The organism is Coleofasciculus sp. G2-EDA-02 (assembly GCF_040226375.1).
Taxonomy (GTDB): domain Bacteria; phylum Cyanobacteriota; class Cyanobacteriia; order Cyanobacteriales; family Coleofasciculaceae; genus Coleofasciculus.
The window spans coordinates 1-20,360 of sequence record NZ_JAVKEW010000096.1; the positions used below are offsets into that span (position 1 = coordinate 1).

Genomic DNA, 20,360 nt, shown 5'->3' on the forward strand with positions numbered 1-20,360 from the left:
TCATGACTGAAATTATACCACCTCTTGGGAAGTAATTGGAAATACTTCGGGCATTTAGCCCTCGCATTTCCCGCTATCCCCCAAAGGCTTACCTCCACTTCGTGAAGGTTGAAGCAAGATTCCCCTCGCGATTTAGGTGGCTTACCGTCAATTTTTAAAGACTTAAAACAATTTACTTAAATTTATTGCCGATTCTTCTATGCTGGCATACACTAAGGATAATGTAATACATGTCATACGCAAGTATGACAGAATGAGGGGTCTTACAGAAACAAAGCAGGGGGCTGGTAAGCCCAGTCCACCTGCTTTCACTGTTCGAGAAGGGATAATGCTGCTACATTTGATGACCTGGATCGAGGTTGAAGATTACTTAGAGCGATCGCCGGGGATTATTCTGCCAATTGGTTCAACGGAACAACATGGACCTACGGGATTAATTGGTACTGACGCGATTTGCGCCGAAGCGATCGCACGAGGAGTGGGTGAAGCGACCAATGCGATCGTTAGTCCAACGATTAGCGTGGGGATGGCACTGCATCATACAGGTTTTCCCGGTACGATGAGCCTGAAACCCAGTACCTTGATTCACGTTATACAAGATTATTTAGTCAGCTTAACCCGGGCGGGATTTAGCCGATTTTTCTTTATCAATGGTCACGGCGGTAACGTTGCTACGCTGAAGGCAGCGTTTTCTGAGAGTTACGCCTATCTCTGGGATCTAAACATTCCCAATAGCGACAAGGTAAGATGTCGCCTTGCCAATTGGTTTACCTGTAATTCGGTTTACACGTTAGCTAAACAATTATACGGCAATCAGGAAGGGTCTCACGCCACACCCAGCGAAGTCGCTTTAACTCAATACCTTTATCCCGAAGCCATCAAGACAGCCCCCTTAGCCGCCAATGTAGCCTCTGGACATCCAATTTACGGGGCGACAGACTTCCGCCGTCACTATCCCGATGGACGCATGGGTTCTAACCCCGCCTTAGCCAAACCGGAACATGGTCAGAAATTGTATGAGGTGGCGGTGAAAGAAATGAGTCAGGCATATCTGGAATTTTTGCATACCGAGTGACAGTCTTCTAGAGACAGGTTAAACTCTTAATTACACCACGCCTGCTAGCAAAGGCAGCAGTACGGAATTGTTTTTCCTCGCTGCGATCGCGATCGGCGATCGGGTTTGGTTTTGGGAGAGAGCGATCGCTCGACTCCAGCTCACGATTTAGTTTGAGTGGGGGAGTGATTCCCCAGAGGAAGAGCACAGGCATGAGCGCGATCGACTTTACTGTCGCGATTTGTACCTATAACGGCGCGAATCGTTTATCAGAGGTTCTGGAAGGGTTGCGATCGCAGGAAGGGACAGAAAATATTTCCTGGGAAATTATTATCGTTGATAATAACAGCACTGACGATACAGCTAAGGTGGTTCAGGAATACCAAGCGAACTGGTCTGAACCTTATCCTATCCATTATTGCTTTGAACCGGAACAAGGACTAGCATTTGCTAGGCGATGTGCTATCCGAGAAGCCAAGGGGTCTTTAATCGGTTTTCTGGATGACGATAATTTACCCGACTCGAATTGGGTGACACAAGCTGATCATTTTGGGCAATCTCACCCGAAAGCTGGAGCTTATGGAGGACAAATTCATGGCAAATTTGAAGTAGAACCCCCACCAGGATTTGAGAGAATTGCTCGGTATTTTGCTATTCTAGAAGGAACGAAAACATATTGTTATAACGAAAGGTATGCATCTAGCCGCAAAAAGATGTTTCCTCCAGGAGCCGGAATCGTCATTCGCAAACAAGCTTGGATAGAGAGTGTTCCTGAACGTCCCCTACTCCCTCAAACGAATGAAGATTTAGAAATGCTATCCTACATTTGGCATGCAGGTTGGGAAGTTTGGTTCAATCCGGAAATGGAGATTGACCATTTTATTCCTAAATCACGTTTTGAGAAAGAGTATCTAATGCGTTTTTTCCAAAACAATGGTCGGCTGCGGTATCAGGTACGAATGTTAAGCTATAAACCTTGGCAAAAACCTCTAGTTACACCTGTCTATATGGTGAATGACCTACGCAAAATTATTCGGCACTTTATCAAGTATCGAAGAGTGTTGAAGACTGATAAAGTTGCCGCTGGTGAACTGGAGATTCTTAAAAGTATAATTTCCACCCCTTTTGTCGGGTGAAATAACAAATAATGACTTGGCAATTTTGGGTAATTTTTATTAAATAAATAGTGACTATGAATCGTTCAGCCATTCAAAATATTAAAGAAGATTTGCATTCAGCTTTAACTCATATAGGAAACTTGGAACAATGTGCATTACTTAACTATCCAAACCATCTCAATATTGGCGATCACCTCATCTGGCTAGGAAGCATCTTATATCTAATTGATGTTCTTAAGACCCAAATTAACTATGTTGCCAGTCCCAACAACTTCTCTGCAGAAGTAATGGAAAAACAAGTTGGTAAAGCTCCAATCCTCATTCAAGGTGGAGGGAGTTTGGGAGATATGTGGTCTGATCGTCAAAAGTTTCATGAGCATATTGTTTCCAAATACCAAGATCGTAAAATCATTTTTTTGCCACAAACAATCTACTTTAAAAGTGAAGATCGTCTAAAGCAGACAAAAGAACTATTAAATTCCCATGGAAATTTGATTTTATTTGTTCGTGATAACTATAGCCATGAGTTGGCTCTTAAGAATTTTAGTAAATGCCAAATAATTAAAGCGCCTGATATGGCATTCCAAATGGTGGATATGCCGGAGCTGATATACCAGAATAGTCCTGGTGATAAGATCCTATTTCTTAACCGAGAAGATAAAGAATTAAATCGACAATTTACTTCTGATTCGATTGATATTCCCAATTTAGTTATAGACGATTGGGTTTCGTTCCATAAAAAATGGAAACTTGGCAAACCTGATTCTCCTCGGATTCAGTATGCAGCCAAACTTTATAGAGGTATTTGGCAACGAGGATTGCTAACTCCTGGAGAGTGGATACATCGGCAAAAATGGCTGTCTCATCAATATAAAATACATAATCTGGACAAATTACATAACCCCTCTATGCATCGTTTATCATTCAGTCTAATGCATAGTGGAATATACCAATTTACAAAATATCGCTTTATTGTTACCAACCGCTTGCACGGACATATTCTATGTCTTCTTTTAGGAATACCTCATATATTCTTGCCCAATTCTTACTACAAGAATCAGGCATTTTACGAAACTTGGACTCATCAAGTACCCTTTTGTAGATTTGTAAAAGATACTTCCCACATACAACAGGCAATACAAGAATTAGCTTCAATGAATACCAGTCAACAAATGAAGATATCGGGTTGACAAGTATTTGAGTAATTTAGAAGAATGAAAAGTAGCTACACCTATCCTTATAGTATTTATTAAAGGAGTAAACTACCTAATGCAATTAATGCATCCAGGTCTCAAGGATCTGCTTCTACTAAACCAATATGTTAAACATAAAACCATTGGATTTTTGTCTATCGAAAGCCCTCTACCTTCTTTAGTCAAAAAAGTTACCCAATCAATTCCCAATTATTCAATAGGACTTCAAATCCGCCGTGAATATCGCCACATTTCAATGGGTTTTAGAGCTTTTAAGCTTAACAATATTGATACTCTATTTATATTTGAAATATATAACCAACATTTACTAGGTGTTCTACCTTTACTGGCATTAAGAGGCAAGGAAACCTTGCTCAGTCTCCATGGTAATCAACAATTTGCTATGAATAGCAAGATAAAATTTATAGGGCTATTGTACCTGAAAAAGTACCTACAACTCTTTAAGAACTTAAAAGTCGTTTTATTTGAAATTGATGATGATGTTATCCCTGAAAAATTTAGATTGCCTGCTTCATCAAAAGTAATCATCCCTCATCCAATTATCAGTGAAGCAACTCCCAAACTCATGCCCGGTGAGCGATTACCTGCAACGGCAAAAATTAAAATTGGTGTAGTGGGCATGATCCGACAGGATAAACCCATATCCAAACTGATTGAAAAATTACGAGTCTACGTCACCTCAAATGAAGAGAGATGCGAACTAATAATTGGCACACCCTTTGGGCAAAAACCTGATGACTTAGACAAACTGGAAGTTCAACTCTACGATACGACCAAGGAAGAGGATTATATTCATGTATTAAAGCAAATTGACATTTTGGTGATTCATTATGATAAAGACCGTTATTACTATCGCACCAGTGGAGTGATTAGTGATGCGGGTTCTTGTGGCTGTTATATTATTGCCTCGGATTATCCAGTGATCAAGCATCAAGTGAGTTGTCCCATCCAGATTGGTTCAACCTTCTCAACGTTTGATGAAATTGATTCCCTCATTGATCAAGCGATCGCTCACATTCGCGAGAAAGGGCAGGATAATCACTGGATTTGGCGAGAACAACGAACCGCAGAAGCGATCGCGAAAATCCTCTTTCCCAATAACTCAGAACAAAACCGGAACCCCTAAAAGTCGTCTTCCTCTTCATCGGCTTCATTTACTGAATTCTGGCGCAATCCTCCCGGTAACGCGGCAATAATCGCATCCAAAACCCTGGAAACCGGGATCACCTCAATATCCAGATCCGGTAACACTTGACCCTTAGGAACGATCGCGCGTTTAAATCCTAACTTGGCGGCTTCCTTCAACCGCAGTTCCATCTGCGACACCAGCCGCACCTGTCCCCCTAACCCAACTTCGCCAATCATCACCGTGCGTGGATCAACCATGCGATCGCGAAATGAAGCCACCACCGCAATAGCAATTCCCAAATCAGCCGCTGGTTCCTCGACTCCCAACCCCCCAGCCGTAGCGACATAAGCATCTAATTTAGATAGGGGAATCCCCACCCGTTTTTCCAATACCGCCAAAATTTGCTGTAATCGACTATAATCCACGCCAGTGGTTGAGCGACGCGGTGCCCCATAACTAGCTGGGGAAACCAACGCCTGTAACTCAACTAAAATCGGACGAGTCCCCTCACAAGCCACCACCGTCGCCGTACCGGGACTCATTTCATCCCGATTACCCAAAAATAACTCCGACGGATTCAGCACCTCCTGCAACCCCTTATCCACCATTTCAAAAATACCGATTTCGTGGGTGGCGCCAAAACGATTTTTTACCGATCGCAGCAGACGATGGGAGGCAAAGCGATCGCCCTCAAAATACAATACCGTATCCACCAAATGTTCCAGCACCCTCGGTCCTGCGATCGCGCCTTCTTTGGTTACATGTCCGACAATGAATAACGTAATATTCGCCCGCTTTGCCACCTGCATCAGGGCTGAGGTACATTCTCGCACTTGCGCCACGGAACCGGGTGCCGAGGTTAACGCGGCAAAGTACAGTGTCTGGATACTGTCAATTACCGCCACTTGGGGTTTGAGCGACTCCAACTCCCGTAATACCTCTTCTAAGTCTGTCTCTGCCAACACATACAGGTTTGGCTCTTGCTCCCCTGAGGTGTTATCCCCATCAGCCGTTTTCGATTTTGCCGACTTCCCCCGCTTTTTTGCCGCTCCATTATTCGTCTGCTCACTATTATTATCTGTCTCCTCCTGAATCGGAGCAGCACAAACACCTAGCCGGGAGGCTCGCAGTTTCACCTGCTGTCCCGACTCTTCAGCACAAACATAGAGGATACGATGCTCCTGTGCCAGTTGATTTGCCACCTGTAGCAGCAACGTGGATTTGCCAATCCCTGGATCACCGCCAATCAACACCAAGGAGCCAGGGACAATCCCTCCCCCCAGCACCCGATCCAGTTCACTATACCCGGAAGCAAATCGGCTCTGGACATTATTGGAAATTTCTGAGAACTTAAGTGAGGATCTCGGTTGAGCGCGTCCAGAGGTAGGAGACGGAGTGTAGGCACGGGCATTTGATTGCCTTCCCCCACTTCTCATGTTGGCAGTCGTTGACAGCATACTCTCCTCTAAGGAGTTATACGTGCCGCAGGAGGAGCATCTGCCGAACCACTGGGAGTGTTCCGCCCCACATTCATTACAAACATAGATGGATTTAGTTTTAGGCATCCTGATCTCAAGGTGCTAGGAATTTTCAATAATTAAACTAATCTTAAAAAGCCGTAAGAAAATGTCAGATTGAACGGTTATAGCTTAAAAAATCTTCGTATAACGTTATATCTTAGAGATAAGCTACTGATAAATTAACACTTCGTTGACCGTAAAATAGGAGTCTTGAATCAATTGGAAACTCATAAGGAAAAAATTCTGGTTGTCGATGATGAAGCGAGTATCCGCCGGATCTTGGAAACTCGCCTGTCGATGATTGGCTACGATGTCGTCACCGCCGCCGATGGGGAAGAAGCCTTAGAAACCTTCCGCACCAGTGAACCCGATTTAGTGGTGTTAGATGTGATGATGCCCAAGCTGGATGGCTACGGCGTCTGTCAAGAGTTGCGAAAGGAATCGGATATCCCCATCATCATGCTAACGGCATTGGGTGACGTTGCCGACAGAATTACTGGGTTAGAGTTGGGCGCGGATGATTATGTGGTCAAGCCCTTTTCTCCGAAAGAGTTAGAAGCTCGGATTCGTTCCGTATTGCGACGGGTTGATAAGGTAGGTGCTTCCGGGATTCCCAGTTCTGGGGTAATCCATGTCGCCAGTATCAAAATTGATACGAATAAACGACAGGTTTATAAGGGAGACGAGCGGATTCGGCTCACGGGGATGGAGTTCAGTCTCCTGGAGTTATTAGTTAGTCGCTCTGGAGAACCATTTTCTCGGTCGGAAATTTTACAGGAGGTGTGGGGGTATACTCCAGAACGCCACGTCGATACCCGTGTTGTCGATGTTCATATTTCCCGACTGCGAGCCAAGCTGGAAGATGATCCGAGCAATCCGGAGTTGATTCTCACCGCACGGGGGACTGGGTATTTATTCCAACGGATACTCGAAGCAGGGGAGGAATGAGTGTTGATCCTTCGCCCTTGCTTAAGGGTATGGCGCTTGTGTAGGGGCTCACTTTCACGACTATCGTTTCTTATTTCACAAGGGATGTAACTCAACCCGCCCCGGCTGAGTTTTAAGTTATTTTGTGGGGTTGATCAACAGAGGCTCTAGAGACAATGGCTAAACCTGATCAGAATTCTGTGTTGCGACAATTGCCGTTTGTTGTTGGGGGATTAGGCGGGACACTATTGTTGATTAACCGCTTGCTGACCCCCCAACTTACGGAATCTCAGGCGCGTTCAGACGCACTGGGGGTTATTCTCAGTGCCATATTAATTTTGACAGGTTTGCTGTGGCAGCAGGTACAGCCGAGAACGCCGGATGCTGTAGATTTGATTGGCTCAGAAGGGTTTGAACTGGCACCTGAGTTACCAGGGGCGGTGAAAACAGAACTGGCTTGGGCGTCACATTTATTATTGACCAATACCGTGACGCGATCGCTGGTTGTGTTTTATCAGGGGAGGGTGCTACTACGGCGGGGAGTATTGGGGGTGAACCCCGAGGTGAAACCCGGGACTATCCTGGAGCGGGTTATCGAGCAACAAAAACCCGTTTACCTGGTTGACTTGAAACTGTATCCAGGGCGAATCGAATTTGACTACTTACCAGAAAATACCCAAGGACTCATCTGTCAACCTCTGGGTAATCAGGGTGCTTTAATCTTAGGCGCGAATGCTCCCCGCAGTTACACCAAACAAGATGAGCGCTGGATTGAGGGTCTAGCTGATAAACTAGAAAACACGTTGAGTCAGTCAGCACGGTTGAACGTCAACGGTTAGGCTCGTCATTTGTCATTTGTCATTTGTAAGGCTTTGAGTTCTTTGTACCAACTTGATATCGTTAAGTTTAGATGTCTTTAACTGTGCTCTACTGGATATTAATTGCCCTGATGCTAGTGGGTGTCGTGGGTGCTGTAGTCCCTGGTATTCCTGGTTCTAGCTTAATTGTCGTGGCAATTTTAGTCTGGGGATTTGTCAAAGGGTGGAGTGCGATAATTTTGGCGTTAGTTGTTGCTGTTGTGGTATTGCTCCTCAGTGTCGGCATTGATTTTTTAGCCACCTACTGGGGAGCAAAACGGGCAGGGGCGAGCAAGTGGGGGCAAATTGGTGCGATTATTGGGTTAGTCGTGGGGTTTTTAGGGCTACTCCCAGCTTTACCTGTGGGAGGTCCTCTGTTAGGTATTTTAATCGGTCCTCTGTTAGGAGCGTTTATCGGCGAGTTTTTATCCCGCACTCAGTTGGAATTAGAGTCACGGTTAAAAGCGGCGTTCAAGGCGAGTTTAGGGATTGTGGTGGGTTCGCTGGTGGGGAATTTGATTCAGGGCGCATTGGCGCTGGCTACGGTTATTGTATTTGTGTTTACTACCTTTCCCCCCGGAGTTGCAGGTTAATCGAGCTAAAGGGGTGAATGTCAACGCAACTATAGCAACCGCCATAGTGATTAGGACACATGTTATGGTAGAGACTCCTGCGGCGGAACGTCTGGAACAACAGTTCGCTTGTCCTAATCGATGTGTCTACTGCTATAGGTTGGGTTGAGGAACGAAACCCAACTTATCCGGTTAGCTGGAATATTACGTGCTTTCCCTGACATGCTCCCAGCTAAAGCCCTTGTCATTGGTGTTAACTTAAGTTATAACCCTTATCTAGTCTCGTTTCCAGCTTTTAGTTAGAACTATTCAGCGGCTGAAGCGGCTCATGAAGGGAGGCAGAGCCTCCCAAGGAGCATTCCCAGGCAGAGCCTGGGAACGAGGATGCCTCGCTTACCACGTCTCAGGTGATAAAGACATGCGCTTAGACATTGGTTCTTGGCAATGTTGCTCAGACGTTTGCTCAAATTTTCTAGCGTAAATCACTTGAGTTAATAGCTGCCAAGCTTTCCGAGAAAACAGAGCGGGAAATAGCAGGGTAAAAGCGTCAGAAAATTTTCCTTGCTTGAAGCCAACTAAACTCCAGTACAACGTCAAAAAATCCTGAATATCTTGAAGGGGAGGAAGAGAGTGATGATACTTGGGATGGACGAATTTATAAATTTTTTCTTTAATCGAGATATGCTTTTGCAGGCGCTGTTTTAAGGAAAACTTGAGATGATTCCCTTGATGCCATAACGTCCGGTAGGCTAAATGCTGATTAACTAGGATGGCATCTCCATATTGAGCAATTTTCACCCATGAGTCAATATCATCGTAGTTCACTTCAAAGCTGGAATCCCAACCGCCCGATTTGCAAAAGGCATCTTTGCGAAAGGCAACTTGTACAGGTGTACCAAAGGGCAGTTGCTCTAGAAGCATCCGATAATGGATCTCAGACTGAGGCACATAATCAATCGGAGCATCGTTAATTGGTTGGGTGCGTGTTACTTCTCTACCCTTCTCGTTGACTTGTATCGCTTGACAGGAACAGAGAACCGCTTGGGGATACCTGGCGATCGCCTTGGTTAATTCCTCGATACAATTGGGGGCAAGATAGTCATCATCGTCAATAGGTTTAATCCAATCCCCCTGAGCTAGTCTAACGGCGGCGTTCATCGTGGCGCAATGTCCCAAGTTAACTGGATTGCGGTGATAAACCACGCGATCGCCTAGACTACGGATGTATGCCTCTGTACCATCTGAGGAACCATCGTCAGCAACAATCACTTCACAGGGTAAGGTTTGTGACAATGCTGATTCAACGGCTCGTTGCAACAGAGACAAACGATTATAGGTGGTAATGACAATAGTCAATTTAAACACAATGCAAGACCCGCCTCGACTTAAAGACCATTATCTAACAATCTTTATTAAATTCCTATAAAGTTTCGATAAAGATTTAGGTATTTCTCAGGATGCATTGTTGGGAAACTTGATCTATTTTTTCCTCTAGAATAATTTAGGTTATCAAACAGTGTATATATGTTAAGCTACTGATATTTTAACAATTCAATAATAAATTAATGTTTTTTGATCGACTTAGTATCCACAATTTTCATGAAAAAATCAGCACTAGGTCTTAATTGATTTTCTGTCTTTCAATTGTAGTGATCGACTTACTACTGAATTCCCTGGGACAAGGGATAGGGCAGCAGAAGAAGCAGGGAAGTAGGGAAGGAGGGAATTAGAGTTATTTGGGGGTAGGCGTGACTTAACCCTAACCGATTGAATACAGGGAAACCCATTGCTGGGTAAGCTGTTCAGCCAGCATCTGTTATCACCAAACCTTGAGGCTGGCAATAGAGATGCGATCGCGTGGCTCACAGCCGATGGATTGAGAAAACGATGTAACCGATTTAACCTAAAATGAAAATAGGGGATTTGATAATGCACTCTATCCCCTTATTACTCAAGTCTTGCACGCCCGGAGCAACAGTCCGCTAGGGATGCAAAGATGTTGTCGGCAAGGAGGCTAACTCATGAAAGTATTGACATCGACTGCCATGACAGCTACGAATAATTTAAGAATTGAAACAATTCGACGCTATATCTTAGAAAAAATTCATAAATTTATAATTGCTTCTGTGATCAAATTTTGCCGATTTAGCATCTATTATGGAGCTTTTATTGCCCACACAGATTATCCACATCAATAATAGGCTGTTCCGCATTTAGATTAGGATACCTAAATGTCTCAAAGGGAACAGGAAACAGGAAACGGGGAATACCCCATTTAAATGGACATCAGCTTAGACAGATGAAGGATCATCCCTTATCCTGAAGGGCGTTGACCGGGTTGCAGTTCCACACCTAGGGTAATGTTCGGCAATGAAATCTTGTACTAAATAAAACTCTTGGTTCGCTGGTAGGCAGGTTTGAGGTGTTTGACCACATAAGTCGGATTACCAGGTTGGTGGGTGTCTTGTGCCAGAGATGTATGACCAAATCCACCTTGTCCTAGAACCTGAACCACTTGGTAACGTTGGTCTAGTAATGCGCCTATCATTATAATATTGATGGTAGTAAGGAGCAAGTTACTTTCAAAGTAGAGGATTATCTTTATGGAACAAATACCAGTTATTTCAGCTAAGAGGCATCCACTAATGTCTACGAAACCCTCAAGGGCTAGGCGTTGGCTTAAGGACTGGAAAACTCAAGTTTACCCCAATGACTTGAATATTAAAACAAATAACTGATGGATTATCGGAAAGCTTTTTGCGCCCCACATTCGCTTCCAGGACGTATCTAGGTATGGCTGAACTCAAACTGCGCCTGCAACAAGGAAATACAAAAAAAACGGTGACAGTAAATCAGGATGTATTTACAATTGGTCGCTTACCGGAGTGCGACTTAACCTTGCCCTACGAAGGGGTATCCCGATATCATGCCCGCCTTTTGAAAACGGCAACCGAGAATTGGATGATTAAGGATATGGGGAGCAAAAACGGAACGCTGCTAAACGAACGCCTAGTGACCTCGCCTCAACTGGTGAAAAACGGGGATGTGATTTGGTTGGGGGATGTCAGTCTGGTGGTTGTTTTGGCTGATCCGTCTCAAGGCAAAACAGCCCAAGTAGAACGGATGCCCGCAGAAGCTACGATCCTTCGCAGTGTCAAAGAATTGCAACAGCAATGGATACAAGCAAAAGATAAAGGTGATGATCTTAGCGTCAAGGAAACAACTATTGCTCGCCTCAAAGATTTGGTAGAGATAGCGAAGAGTTTAAGTGCGGCTGAATCCATCGAAGCCATTTTCTCACGGGTAAAGGATGTGGTATTTCGCTATCTCGAAAGCATTGAACGTATCGCTTTATTGGTAGATGTGACGGGTTCAAGGCAACTGGAATTACTCAATGCTGCATCCAGAAACGTCAATCAGCAGCAAACCTTAGCCGAGTCCAGCCATTGGATTAGTCGTAGTATATGTCAAAAAGTCTTCACTGAAAAAGTCGCCATTCAAACGGCAGATGCCCAAGCTGATCAACGCTTTGAGGGAGAAGTCAGTATTCTGTACAAAGGAATTCGCAGCGCGATCGCAGTTCCCCTTTGGGATGAAAATAAAGTGGTTGGGGTACTCTATGCCGATGCCCATCACTCGTCAACCCATTGGACTCAAGAAGGCGAAGAAGACCTCAGCTTTTTTTCTACCTTAGCTAACCTGGTGGCATCCAGTGTACAACGCTGGCTCTTGACCCAGAAACTCACCAGCGAAGAAATAATTCGGCAACGGCTAGAACGCTATCACTCACCCGCCGTCGTTCAACAACTCATTGCCTATAAAACATTACCCGATGGTCGCTTACCTCCAGCCGAAAGCGAAATCAGTATTCTATTTGCCGATATTGTCGGCTTCACCGCGCTCTCAGAACGGTTAAGTCCAGTACAAATTGCCCAATTGCTCAATAGTTTATTTGAGGAGATGCTACAAGAAGTATTTGCTTTTAATGGCACCCTCGACAAATATATTGGCGATTGCATTATGGCATTTTTTGGCGCTCCTGAATCTCAACCGGATCATGCTGACCGCGCCTTGGCTACAGCGAAGGGAATGCTGGAGCGTCTAGATAAACTCAATGCCGATGAGGTATTACCGGAACCCTTACAATTACGGATTTCAGTCAATAGTGGAAAAGCTGTGGTAGGAGATGTGGGGAGTTCTCAACGGGTAGAATATACCGCCTTAGGCGCAACCATTAATCTGGCGGCTCGAATGGAAGCTATCTGTCCACCTGGGGAATGTGTACTGAGTGAAGATACTTATGTTTTACTGACGCACAAGCAAGGGTTAGAACTAATGGATGAGTATCGATTCAAAGGGATTGATCGACTTGTGCAAGTGTACCAAACGAAGCGAAAAACCTGACTTGTATAGCCCTAGAACACCAGTAAGCATAATCAAAATCGATACTATAATATACCAAAAAATGTAACAAAAATCACAAAATTTTCCCTTTAGTAGAGACGTGCCATGGCACGTCTCTACTCATGTTAATATGGGAGGCTGGCTTCTAAATCACTGCTCGATTGAGGAGAATAAATCAAGCCGTTGTTTGCAAGTATTGATTCAACAGTCTGTGAACTTACTTGAAAGTGATCACCCGCATCTTCTATAGCTGACTCCGAGTAGTCACTATCTAAATAATCTTGCAAGCTGCTTAGGGGGCAAAGAAACTCCGCAGCAAAGGCACGCTGATACTTTTGTCTTGAGGTTCTAAGGTCTGTGCTGGTAAGCCATGATTCTCCTCTATTGTCATAGAACAAGTAGTCACCAATAAGCCTAGCCAATTCAAATCGTTTTGCAATCGGATGTTTTTTTCTAGGGTGGAAGTTAAACCTATTTTCTTTTAAGGGAACTGCAACTGAGATATGCTGCCGACGTGGAGGAGTCCAAGCTTCATATTCAGATTTCTTTAGACCAAGCAAATCATAAAGTGTGTCGTCGGGTATAGAATTTTCTGGAATATCAATCGCATCACGTAGAAGCGATGCTACTTTATTCCCTCGCTGCCAAGGTGCTTGTGGAGTGTCTGGGCTAACAGAGTCGTCAATAGAAATATCAGGATTTCCTGTAAGTCCCGATTCTTGAATTTGCTTAAGGATTTCGCTGAGGGGTTTTGCCTCTGATAAATCCTTGCTACAGGCAGGAGCTAATTCTGACAAGGTTTTGATGCCTATCTGTTCAGCAAGATTCAGAGTATCTTCTACGAGACTTTCAGAACACTCATCAGGGTCAAAACCTAATTCAGCCTCACAACGACGATATTGACTTGAATATGTATCAGAACGCTCCTCCTGAACTTCTTGCCAAAGGTTAGCCAATGATGTGTTATGCACTCCCGTTGCGTTCAAACGGCTGATCACAGTCTCAATGAATGTCTGTGCTGTCCGCTCAAATTCATGGAGGTTAATTGAGCATGATCCCTCAAGACCGTTAATATACCTAACGGACTGTTGATCAACAGCCTTAGAGGGTGTTGACCATATCTGTATCAATTCAGTATCTGAAGCTAGTATTAGCCTGGGCCAAATAAATCCTTGATTGGCAGCAGTAAGTTCATGTGCCATCCTCCAGTCAACTGACGGTTTAGCCTTTGTAGGCGGAAGAGGTTCAAAAATTAATCGCCACCATGAAGATGCTATCCAAGCCGCAAGAGGATAAGCTGAAACAAAAACGGTATCGCGAATTGTTTTAGAGAAGGTATCCTCATTTTGAGTAAGACTTATATCTCCCACTCGTAATCCAAACATACCCATAGTCTGCTGGATTTCATTTATCCCATACATTTATTTTGTTGGATTTGCGGCGTCAAACCAACCTACAACCGAGTTCTCGTAGGGACTTATGACACAAGTCGCAACTCCTGATTACACCATGACAGTCCCACTGCTACTTGGACTCGCCGCCATCGCCCCGGAGTAGACTAAACCGCGCTGAGTATCCAGGGTGATAATCGCCCCATCACGAATCCTCTGGGTAGCATTCTTGACCCCAACAATCACGGGAACTCCCAAGCGCATACCAATTATCGCCGCGTGACTGGTTAAACTATCTTCCTCTGTCACTACCCCTGAGGCTTTACGCATAGTATCGACAAAATCCGCACTGGTTGACGGAACCACCAGGATTTCACCCGGATTAAAGTGGTTCACTTCTCCAGCACTATACGCCACCCGCGCTAAACCACTCACTGATCCTTTGCCAATACCAATGCCTTGACCCAGTATAGCTGTCACCACTTCCACTTTAATTAAATCCGTGGAACCGGGAACCCCTTGCAGCGTTCCCGCAGTCATCACCACCAAATCCCCCTCACAGAGTAGCTGCTTTTCCTGGGCGACATTAATCGCGGCTTGGAATGTCTGACCCGTTGAGGGTAAATCCAACACCAATAGTGGGCGAATTCCCCAAACCAGTTGCAGTTGTCGAGCAACATCAACATGGGGAGTCACCGCCAGAATCGGGGTACAGGGGCGAAACTTGGAGACATTTCGAGCTGTAGAACCCGTTTTGGTTAGGGTCATAATCGCCGCCGCTTGTAACTGTTCGGCAATTTGACCCACGGCTTGGGAAATCGCATTGGGAATTGAGCGGCGGGTATCTTCCATATTCCGCACAATTTCCTCTTGTTCGATACGGGTGGCAATTTTTGCCATCGTCGATACGGCTTCTACGGGATAGTTCCCTACGGCTGTTTCATTAGACAGCATTACCGCGTCGGTTCCGTCTAGGATGGCATTTGCCACATCGGAAATCTCCGCACGGGTGGGACGCGGGGAATTAACCATGCTATCGAGCATCTGGGTGGCGGTAATCACGGGAATTCCCAGACGATTGGCGGTGGTAATCAACCGCTTTTGCAAGATAGGCACATCCTCAGCGGGTAATTCTACCCCCAAGTCACCCCTAGCCACCATCACCCCATCGGCGAGGGAGAGGATAGCGTCCATTTGTTCAATGGCTTCGTGCTTTTCAATCTTGACAATAACCGGAACATCTTTCCCCGCGCTGTTAATTAATTCTTTGATTTCCAGCACATCTTGGGGATTACGAACAAAGCTAAGGGCTACCCAATCTACACCTTGGTCTAAGCCAAACATCAAATCCCGGCGGTCTTTATCCGTGAGGGCGCGAATGGAGAGGTAGACACCGGGGAAGTTGACCCCTTTGTTATTAGAGAGCTTACCACCGACAATCACCCGACAATGTAAGGCGCGTTTGTGGCGATTAATCTCTTCCACCCGCATCTCCACTCTGCCATCATCCAACAGAATCGTGGCACCATTGGGGACTTCATCGGCGAGGGGTTCATAAGTGACGGAACTGATATCCTGAGTACCGATTAGGGGTTCACTGGTTAAGGTGAAGCGATCGCCTCGTTCTAGTGTAATCGAATCGTTTTCAAATTTGCCCAGGCGGATTTTTGGTCCTTGTAAGTCTTGCAGGATACCCACAGGTTGATTCAGTTCAAATGCTGTTTGGCGAATCAGGCGAATGCTACGCTGATGGTCATCATGAGTGCCATGGGAAAAGTTTAGTCGCAAAGTCGTGGCACCTGCTTTAATCAATTCTCTTAGCACCTCTGGATGACTGGTAGCAGGACCAATCGTGGCTACAATCTTGGTTCGACGCCGGGATGTGTACAGTTGCATAAGCAGAAAAGGGGATGAGTCAGTAGGTGGAAGTAACGTTAACGGCGGGGCTTATCTTATGTCTTATGTTTTATCTCTTATGTCAGGGGTTGAGGACTTTTTACAGACTGGAATAGAGTTGGGTTGATTTCCACCAACCTACTTAGATCCCAATGGCACTGACCTAAGCCTTTTTAGATCGCCGAAACCCTTGATATCCCGTAGGGTGGGCATCGCCCACCAGCCAAAATTTCAGTACCATTCTACTTAGGTCTCAGTGGAACAGTAACCAATAGGTAGGATGATCAAGAATGGGTAAGCGACAGTCGAGATACATGATTGTATCGCTGTCCTTTGTCATTTGTCATTTGTCCTTCATCTTACGGGTAAGGATTAGTGTAGAGAGGTTCCCTGGCATCTGTCTATAGGGTTGATTGGGGAGACTGGAGAGTGACAGGTGTCTGGCAATTAACCGGGGGCGATGCCCACCCTACTACATCGGCAAGGTTAAAATTGTGGGTAAAATTTTTCTGGATAGCTACTCTCATAAGGGTTTGGCGAAAATACTTGACCAACGTTTTAACCTTGCCAGTGTACTACGGTATATCAAGGATTGCGGCGTATGGAGACATTAGTGTGGCAGGAAATGAAAAAGCTATATGCGAGTTTCTCTTCTCAAATATGGGACGCATAAATCTCAAGCACATTGGTATACTTCGACAAATAGGAATTCCTGACAAAAACTATACCGATTATCGTCTAGCAGAATCTCTAAGTGATATAGCAACCCTATCAACAACAGATTCGAGGAAAAAAGCAGATGTTTATCTGAATGGCAAAGGGGTTTCCATCAAACAAGCCGGGAGTTCATTTTCATTTAATCGTTTACAGAGAGCTAATCTGATTCAAGTCTATTCACGGTTAGGATTAACTGCTCCTCAGACAATCTTAACTCAGCTTGATCAAGAAATTCACCGATTCCATCAAGGACTCCTTTCAAGCAGAGATCGCCCTTGGCAGAATTTTTTCTCGGAAAATGATTTCAAAACAATTTTGAATTTTTTAATGATGTTAGGGAGTCCTAATTTAGGGATGTCACAACACCCAGCCGAATTAATTTTAGAAGCGCCAGCCACTCAGATTAGTCAAGATACTATCAAAATTTATTCTTTTGATGAGTATTTCAATCGTTACCAGGAAAAATTACACATAGCCATCAGGCGACAATGGATAGGACAAACAAGTAAGAGCGAACATGGAAGAGCGATTAGTCTTGCCAAAAAGCCAGATAACGTGCCTTGGATTTTTGACGACGTAGTTGGAACTCCAAGAGGAGGATGGAGAAATGATATTGATGAAGTCGATAGAAAAACCGTCTATTTTTTAATGGTTGAAAAGAAAAAATAGGTGGCGCGATAAAAATATAACGCTTAGCTAAGATGTTGTTATGGAGTGAACCTTTATCTGGTTTGGCTGATTTTGGGAGTCAGTGGCGAATAAATCTTGGTATATACTTTTGGCTAAAGCATAGCTTAAATTGACTGGAACAGCATTACCAATCATTTTGTACCCAGCAGCTAATCGTTCATAGTAGAAAATAAAGTCATCATCAAAGGTTTGAATTCTCGCACATTCTCGAACTGATAAACGTTGGTAAGGATTGGGTGATTTAGGGTCAAACATCCATTGATCCTTTCCGATATGAATCATTTTATTTGCCTGGGGATGGATTGGTGCATGACGACCACCTGCCTGAATGGTAAATGATGGTTCATTCCAGGAACGAACACGGTTACGAGACATATAAATACTGGAGAATCCGCCAACCATATATTCATGATTGGCAACAAGACAGTCTTCCCCTCGGGTCTTGTTATTGCTCAATGCCGGGATTGCTGATTCTCGCAAATTCCATAAGGCATCTCGTAAGGTAAGAATACGAGATACAGGCACTAAAGCGTCAAAGTTGAAGCATTTATTCAAGTTGATATGATAACCAATAAAAATAACTCGCTTTCTATCTTGAGGCACATTATAATGCCGAGCATTCAAAAGTTTGTAGGAAATGACATAGCCAGCTTCCTCAAAGGCTGCAATAATGTTCTGTAATGCCTTTTCGTGCTTTTTGTGAAGCATTCCTGAAACATTTTCCGCCAAGAAAAAGCGAGGTTGCTTGTCTTTCAAAATCCGGATATACTCTAAAAATAATCTGCCGCGATCGTCATTGAATCCCTTTTGGGTACCTGCCTCACTCCAACTTTGGCAGGGAGGTCCGCCAATAATCCCGAAGCAGTCTGGAATTTCCGCAGAAGAAACCTGTCGAATATCACGCCGATCAAGAAACGTATCTGGATGATTGCTTTGATAGGTTTGCCACATATCTTTGTCATATTCATTTGCCCATATCACCTTAAAACCTGCTTGACGAAAACCCATATCTAGCCCCCCACAGCCTGAAAATAGAGAGACAATCGATTTTTCCCTTAACGTTTCATTGGTGTCTAAGTTTTGCTTGTCCATCTTGACGCTTTACATCCTGTAAAAGATTTGAGAAGCCTTTGCTTAAGCATTAACTATTTAATTAGCTAATTATCTTTTTGTCAATATAGCTGTTTAGCTGGGGTACAATTTGCTTAACGTGACTTACTCAATCACTGGGCTAATGGCACAGACGCAAAGAAAGCCGGTATACGTGAAACCAGAACATCATGAAATTTTAAGACGCATTGCTTTTGAGCAACGTTGCAACATTTCGGATGTGTTAGATGCTGTTTTGGAACAAGCAGACTGGGAAACAATAACGCAAGAGGCGAGAAATAAGCCTGTACAGCGATCAATGAAACGGGGAGGAACCGATCAATGACAATATTCATGACTGACTAATGAACTTGCCAATCGTCTATCACCCCGACTACGTTACCCCCCTTCCAGCCGGACATCGCTTTCCTATGTCCAAATTCGGCAAACTCTGTGAACTCCTCCTCGCCGATAATATTGCCACTCCTGAACAAATCTACACTCCCAACACCCCACCCACAGAATGGATTCAACTGATCCACACCCCTGACTACATCCAAGCCTACTGTAACGGTACACTTGACCCGAAAGCCCAGCGCCGGATTGGATTACCCTGGAGTCCCGGCTTGGTTAAGCGAACTTGTACAGCGGTTGGGGGTACAATCCTGACGGCTCAACTTGCCCTGACTCATGGTATTGCTTGTAATACGGCGGGAGGAACTCATCATGCTTTTCCCAGCTACGGATCAGGCTTTTGTATCTTTAATGACCTCGCGATCGCGACTCGTGTCCTTCAGACTCTGGGATTAGCCCAAAAAATCCTAATTCTTGATCTGGATGTTCATCAAGGAGATGGTACAGCCTTTATTTTCCAAAATGACCCCACTGTATTTACCTTCTCCATGCACTGTGAGGTCAATTTCCCCGCCACTAAACAAAAAAGTGATCTGGATATTCCCCTCCCGGTGGGTATGGATGACGATGCCTACCTGCAAACCTTAGCCCACTATCTCCCCGATATTTTGTCTGAAGTTCAGCCTGACTTAATTCTCTATGATGCCGGAGTTGACACCCACGCATGCGATCGCTTTGGGAAGCTAGCACTTACGGATACTGGAATTTACCGCCGTGAAATGCAGGTACTCAGCACCTGTATTGCATCAGGCTATCCTGTCGCCAGTGTGATTGGGGGCGGCTATGGAGATAACCTGAATGCCCTGATATACCGTCACTCTCTCCTCCATCGTGCCGCTAATGATGTTTATCGTCATCTAGTATGAAGGGAACAGAGGTAGGGTGTGCATTGCCCACCTTACATAGGGGTGAGCTGATCACCTAGTAGTTTACAATTCATAATCAATCTCTCGGCACTGATACACTTCAACTACCCCAACTTACTCCGCTTCACCTAACGGTTCCGCTTCGCGCTCAGTTGGGGATTGCATCTATCGTCCACCTCAACTGCGAGTACCTTCCGAGGCGCTCGCCTTTGGCTTCGTCCGACGACGCATCAGGGACGGCTGAAAGACGCCCCGTACTCTCCCACTCTTGGCGAGAGAGCAACACTCTAAGTGCAACATTCCTAGCACCAACTAGATCTGCATGGAGAGTATATCCACACTGCTGACACACAAAAGTTAGACCCTTGTTAGGTCTATTTTCTTTAGATGTGTGACCGCAATGCGGACAAGCCTGAGAGGTGTAATGAGCATCTACTTTCACAGCTAAACTTCCAGACAACACAGCTTTGTAATCAATGAAGCCGTGCAATTCGGCAAATGA

At 44.7% G+C, this 20,360-nt stretch carries 18 protein-coding genes; 11 read left to right on the forward strand and 7 right to left on the reverse strand.

Annotated features, from left to right (window positions below; genetic code table 11):
• Positions 1-328: 328 nt before the first annotated feature.
• From RLO19_RS10520 to RLO19_RS10535, 4 genes are all read left to right on the forward strand, one after another.
• Positions 329-1,075 (forward strand): creatininase family protein, encoded by a 747-nt coding sequence (locus tag RLO19_RS10520; RefSeq protein WP_446356165.1) that lies wholly within the window; start codon positions 329-331, stop codon positions 1,073-1,075.
• 191 nt (positions 1,076-1,266) lie between these two features.
• On the forward strand, positions 1,267-2,190 hold the full coding sequence (hpsE, locus tag RLO19_RS10525; protein ID WP_446356167.1) for a hormogonium polysaccharide biosynthesis glycosyltransferase HpsE: 924 nt from the start codon (positions 1,267-1,269) through the stop codon (positions 2,188-2,190).
• Between the two features lie 56 nt (positions 2,191-2,246).
• Entirely contained in the window at positions 2,247-3,362 is a 1,116-nt protein-coding gene (locus RLO19_RS10530) for a polysaccharide pyruvyl transferase family protein (protein WP_446356169.1), read from the forward strand.
• A 406-nt stretch (positions 3,363-3,768) separates the two neighbouring features.
• Entirely contained in the window at positions 3,769-4,512 is a 744-nt protein-coding gene (locus RLO19_RS10535; RefSeq protein ID WP_446356171.1) for a hypothetical protein, read from the forward strand.
• Here RLO19_RS10535 and radA read toward each other — a convergent pair.
• Positions 4,509-6,080: a DNA repair protein RadA gene (gene radA / locus RLO19_RS10540; protein ID WP_446356173.1), complete on the reverse strand. Its 1,572-nt coding sequence runs from the start codon at positions 6,078-6,080 to the stop codon at positions 4,509-4,511. The two genes, RLO19_RS10535 and radA, sit on opposite strands and share 4 nt — an antisense overlap.
• 174 nt (positions 6,081-6,254) lie before the next feature.
• On the opposite strand from radA, the gene rpaB reads away from it, so the two are divergent.
• The 3 genes from rpaB (at position 6,255) to RLO19_RS10555 (ending at position 8,412) form a co-directional block, all read left to right on the forward strand.
• Positions 6,255-6,983: a response regulator transcription factor RpaB gene (gene rpaB, locus RLO19_RS10545; protein WP_044208692.1), complete on the forward strand. Its 729-nt coding sequence runs from the start codon at positions 6,255-6,257 to the stop codon at positions 6,981-6,983.
• Positions 6,984-7,138: 155 nt separating this feature from the next.
• Entirely contained in the window at positions 7,139-7,801 is a 663-nt protein-coding gene (locus RLO19_RS10550) for a cofactor assembly of complex C subunit B (RefSeq protein ID WP_446356175.1), read from the forward strand.
• Positions 7,802-7,872: 71 nt separating this feature from the next.
• The gene (locus RLO19_RS10555) at positions 7,873-8,412 is read left to right on the forward strand and encodes a DUF456 domain-containing protein (RefSeq protein ID WP_446356176.1); all 540 of its coding nucleotides are present in this window, start codon (positions 7,873-7,875) and stop codon (positions 8,410-8,412) included.
• Positions 8,413-8,784: 372 nt separating this feature from the next.
• On the opposite strand, the gene RLO19_RS10560 is transcribed toward RLO19_RS10555, so the two are convergent.
• Both RLO19_RS10560 and RLO19_RS10565 read right to left on the reverse strand, forming a co-directional pair.
• Positions 8,785-9,756, reverse strand: coding sequence for a glycosyltransferase family 2 protein (locus RLO19_RS10560; RefSeq protein ID WP_446356178.1), 972 nt, complete (start codon positions 9,754-9,756; stop codon positions 8,785-8,787).
• 1,018 nt (positions 9,757-10,774) lie between these two features.
• The gene (locus RLO19_RS10565; protein WP_446356194.1) at positions 10,775-10,939 is read right to left on the reverse strand and encodes a hypothetical protein; all 165 of its coding nucleotides are present in this window, start codon (positions 10,937-10,939) and stop codon (positions 10,775-10,777) included.
• Positions 10,940-11,184: 245 nt separating this feature from the next.
• Between RLO19_RS10565 and RLO19_RS10570 the strand changes: the two genes are divergently transcribed.
• Complete coding sequence (locus tag RLO19_RS10570) at positions 11,185-12,795, forward strand: adenylate/guanylate cyclase domain-containing protein (protein ID WP_446356180.1); 1,611 nt, start codon at positions 11,185-11,187, stop codon at positions 12,793-12,795.
• 125 nt (positions 12,796-12,920) lie between these two features.
• On the opposite strand, the gene RLO19_RS10575 is transcribed toward RLO19_RS10570, so the two are convergent.
• A complete protein-coding gene (locus RLO19_RS10575; protein WP_446356182.1) occupies positions 12,921-14,216 on the reverse strand; it encodes an ImmA/IrrE family metallo-endopeptidase in 1,296 nt (431 codons plus the stop codon).
• 81 nt (positions 14,217-14,297) lie between these two features.
• On the reverse strand, positions 14,298-16,082 hold the full coding sequence (gene pyk / locus RLO19_RS10580; protein WP_446356184.1) for a pyruvate kinase: 1,785 nt from the start codon (positions 16,080-16,082) through the stop codon (positions 14,298-14,300).
• Positions 16,083-16,511: 429 nt separating this feature from the next.
• Here pyk and RLO19_RS10585 point away from each other — a divergent pair, with 429 nt between their 5' ends.
• A complete protein-coding gene (locus RLO19_RS10585) occupies positions 16,512-17,468 on the forward strand; it encodes a hypothetical protein (protein ID WP_446356185.1) in 957 nt (318 codons plus the stop codon).
• 27 nt (positions 17,469-17,495) lie between these two features.
• Here RLO19_RS10585 and RLO19_RS10590 read toward each other — a convergent pair whose 3' ends face one another.
• Positions 17,496-18,581: a DNA cytosine methyltransferase gene (locus tag RLO19_RS10590; protein WP_446356187.1), complete on the reverse strand. Its 1,086-nt coding sequence runs from the start codon at positions 18,579-18,581 to the stop codon at positions 17,496-17,498.
• Positions 18,582-18,723: 142 nt separating this feature from the next.
• On the opposite strand from RLO19_RS10590, the gene RLO19_RS10595 reads away from it, so the two are divergent.
• Both RLO19_RS10595 and RLO19_RS10600 read left to right on the forward strand, forming a co-directional pair.
• Positions 18,724-18,924 carry a hypothetical protein gene (locus RLO19_RS10595; RefSeq protein ID WP_446356189.1) on the forward strand — a complete coding sequence of 67 codons (201 nt, stop codon included), beginning with the start codon at positions 18,724-18,726 and terminating at the stop codon, positions 18,922-18,924.
• Between the two features lie 19 nt (positions 18,925-18,943).
• Positions 18,944-19,858 (forward strand): histone deacetylase family protein, encoded by a 915-nt coding sequence (locus RLO19_RS10600; RefSeq protein ID WP_446356191.1) that lies wholly within the window; start codon positions 18,944-18,946, stop codon positions 19,856-19,858.
• A gap of 148 nt (positions 19,859-20,006) precedes the next feature.
• Here the strand turns inward: RLO19_RS10600 and RLO19_RS10605 are convergent.
• On the reverse strand, positions 20,007-20,360 hold a 354-nt coding region (locus RLO19_RS10605), incomplete at its 5' end, for a zinc ribbon domain-containing protein (RefSeq protein WP_446356192.1).

Excerpts from the sequence above, each read along its gene's own strand:
- RLO19_RS10520 (WP_446356165.1), top strand. The coding sequence starts at position 329 with ATGCTGCTACATTTGATGACCTGGATCGAGGTTGAAGATTACTTAGAG.
- hpsE (WP_446356167.1), top strand. The coding sequence starts at position 1,267 with ATGAGCGCGATCGACTTTACTGTCGCGATTTGTACCTATAACGGCGCG.
- RLO19_RS10530 (WP_446356169.1), top strand. The coding sequence starts at position 2,247 with ATGAATCGTTCAGCCATTCAAAATATTAAAGAAGATTTGCATTCAGCT.
- RLO19_RS10535 (WP_446356171.1), top strand. The coding sequence starts at position 3,769 with ATGAATAGCAAGATAAAATTTATAGGGCTATTGTACCTGAAAAAGTAC.
- radA (WP_446356173.1), bottom strand. The coding sequence starts at position 6,080 with ATGCCTAAAACTAAATCCATCTATGTTTGTAATGAATGTGGGGCGGAA.
- RLO19_RS10550 (WP_446356175.1), top strand. The coding sequence starts at position 7,139 with ATGGCTAAACCTGATCAGAATTCTGTGTTGCGACAATTGCCGTTTGTT.
- RLO19_RS10555 (WP_446356176.1), top strand. The coding sequence starts at position 7,873 with ATGTCTTTAACTGTGCTCTACTGGATATTAATTGCCCTGATGCTAGTG.
- RLO19_RS10565 (WP_446356194.1), bottom strand. The coding sequence starts at position 10,939 with ATGATAGGCGCATTACTAGACCAACGTTACCAAGTGGTTCAGGTTCTA.
- RLO19_RS10570 (WP_446356180.1), top strand. The coding sequence starts at position 11,185 with ATGGCTGAACTCAAACTGCGCCTGCAACAAGGAAATACAAAAAAAACG.
- RLO19_RS10575 (WP_446356182.1), bottom strand. The coding sequence starts at position 14,216 with ATGTATGGGATAAATGAAATCCAGCAGACTATGGGTATGTTTGGATTA.
- pyk (WP_446356184.1), bottom strand. The coding sequence starts at position 16,082 with ATGCAACTGTACACATCCCGGCGTCGAACCAAGATTGTAGCCACGATT.
- RLO19_RS10590 (WP_446356187.1), bottom strand. The coding sequence starts at position 18,581 with ATGGACAAGCAAAACTTAGACACCAATGAAACGTTAAGGGAAAAATCG.
- RLO19_RS10595 (WP_446356189.1), top strand. The coding sequence starts at position 18,724 with ATGGCACAGACGCAAAGAAAGCCGGTATACGTGAAACCAGAACATCAT.
- RLO19_RS10600 (WP_446356191.1), top strand. The coding sequence starts at position 18,944 with ATGAACTTGCCAATCGTCTATCACCCCGACTACGTTACCCCCCTTCCA.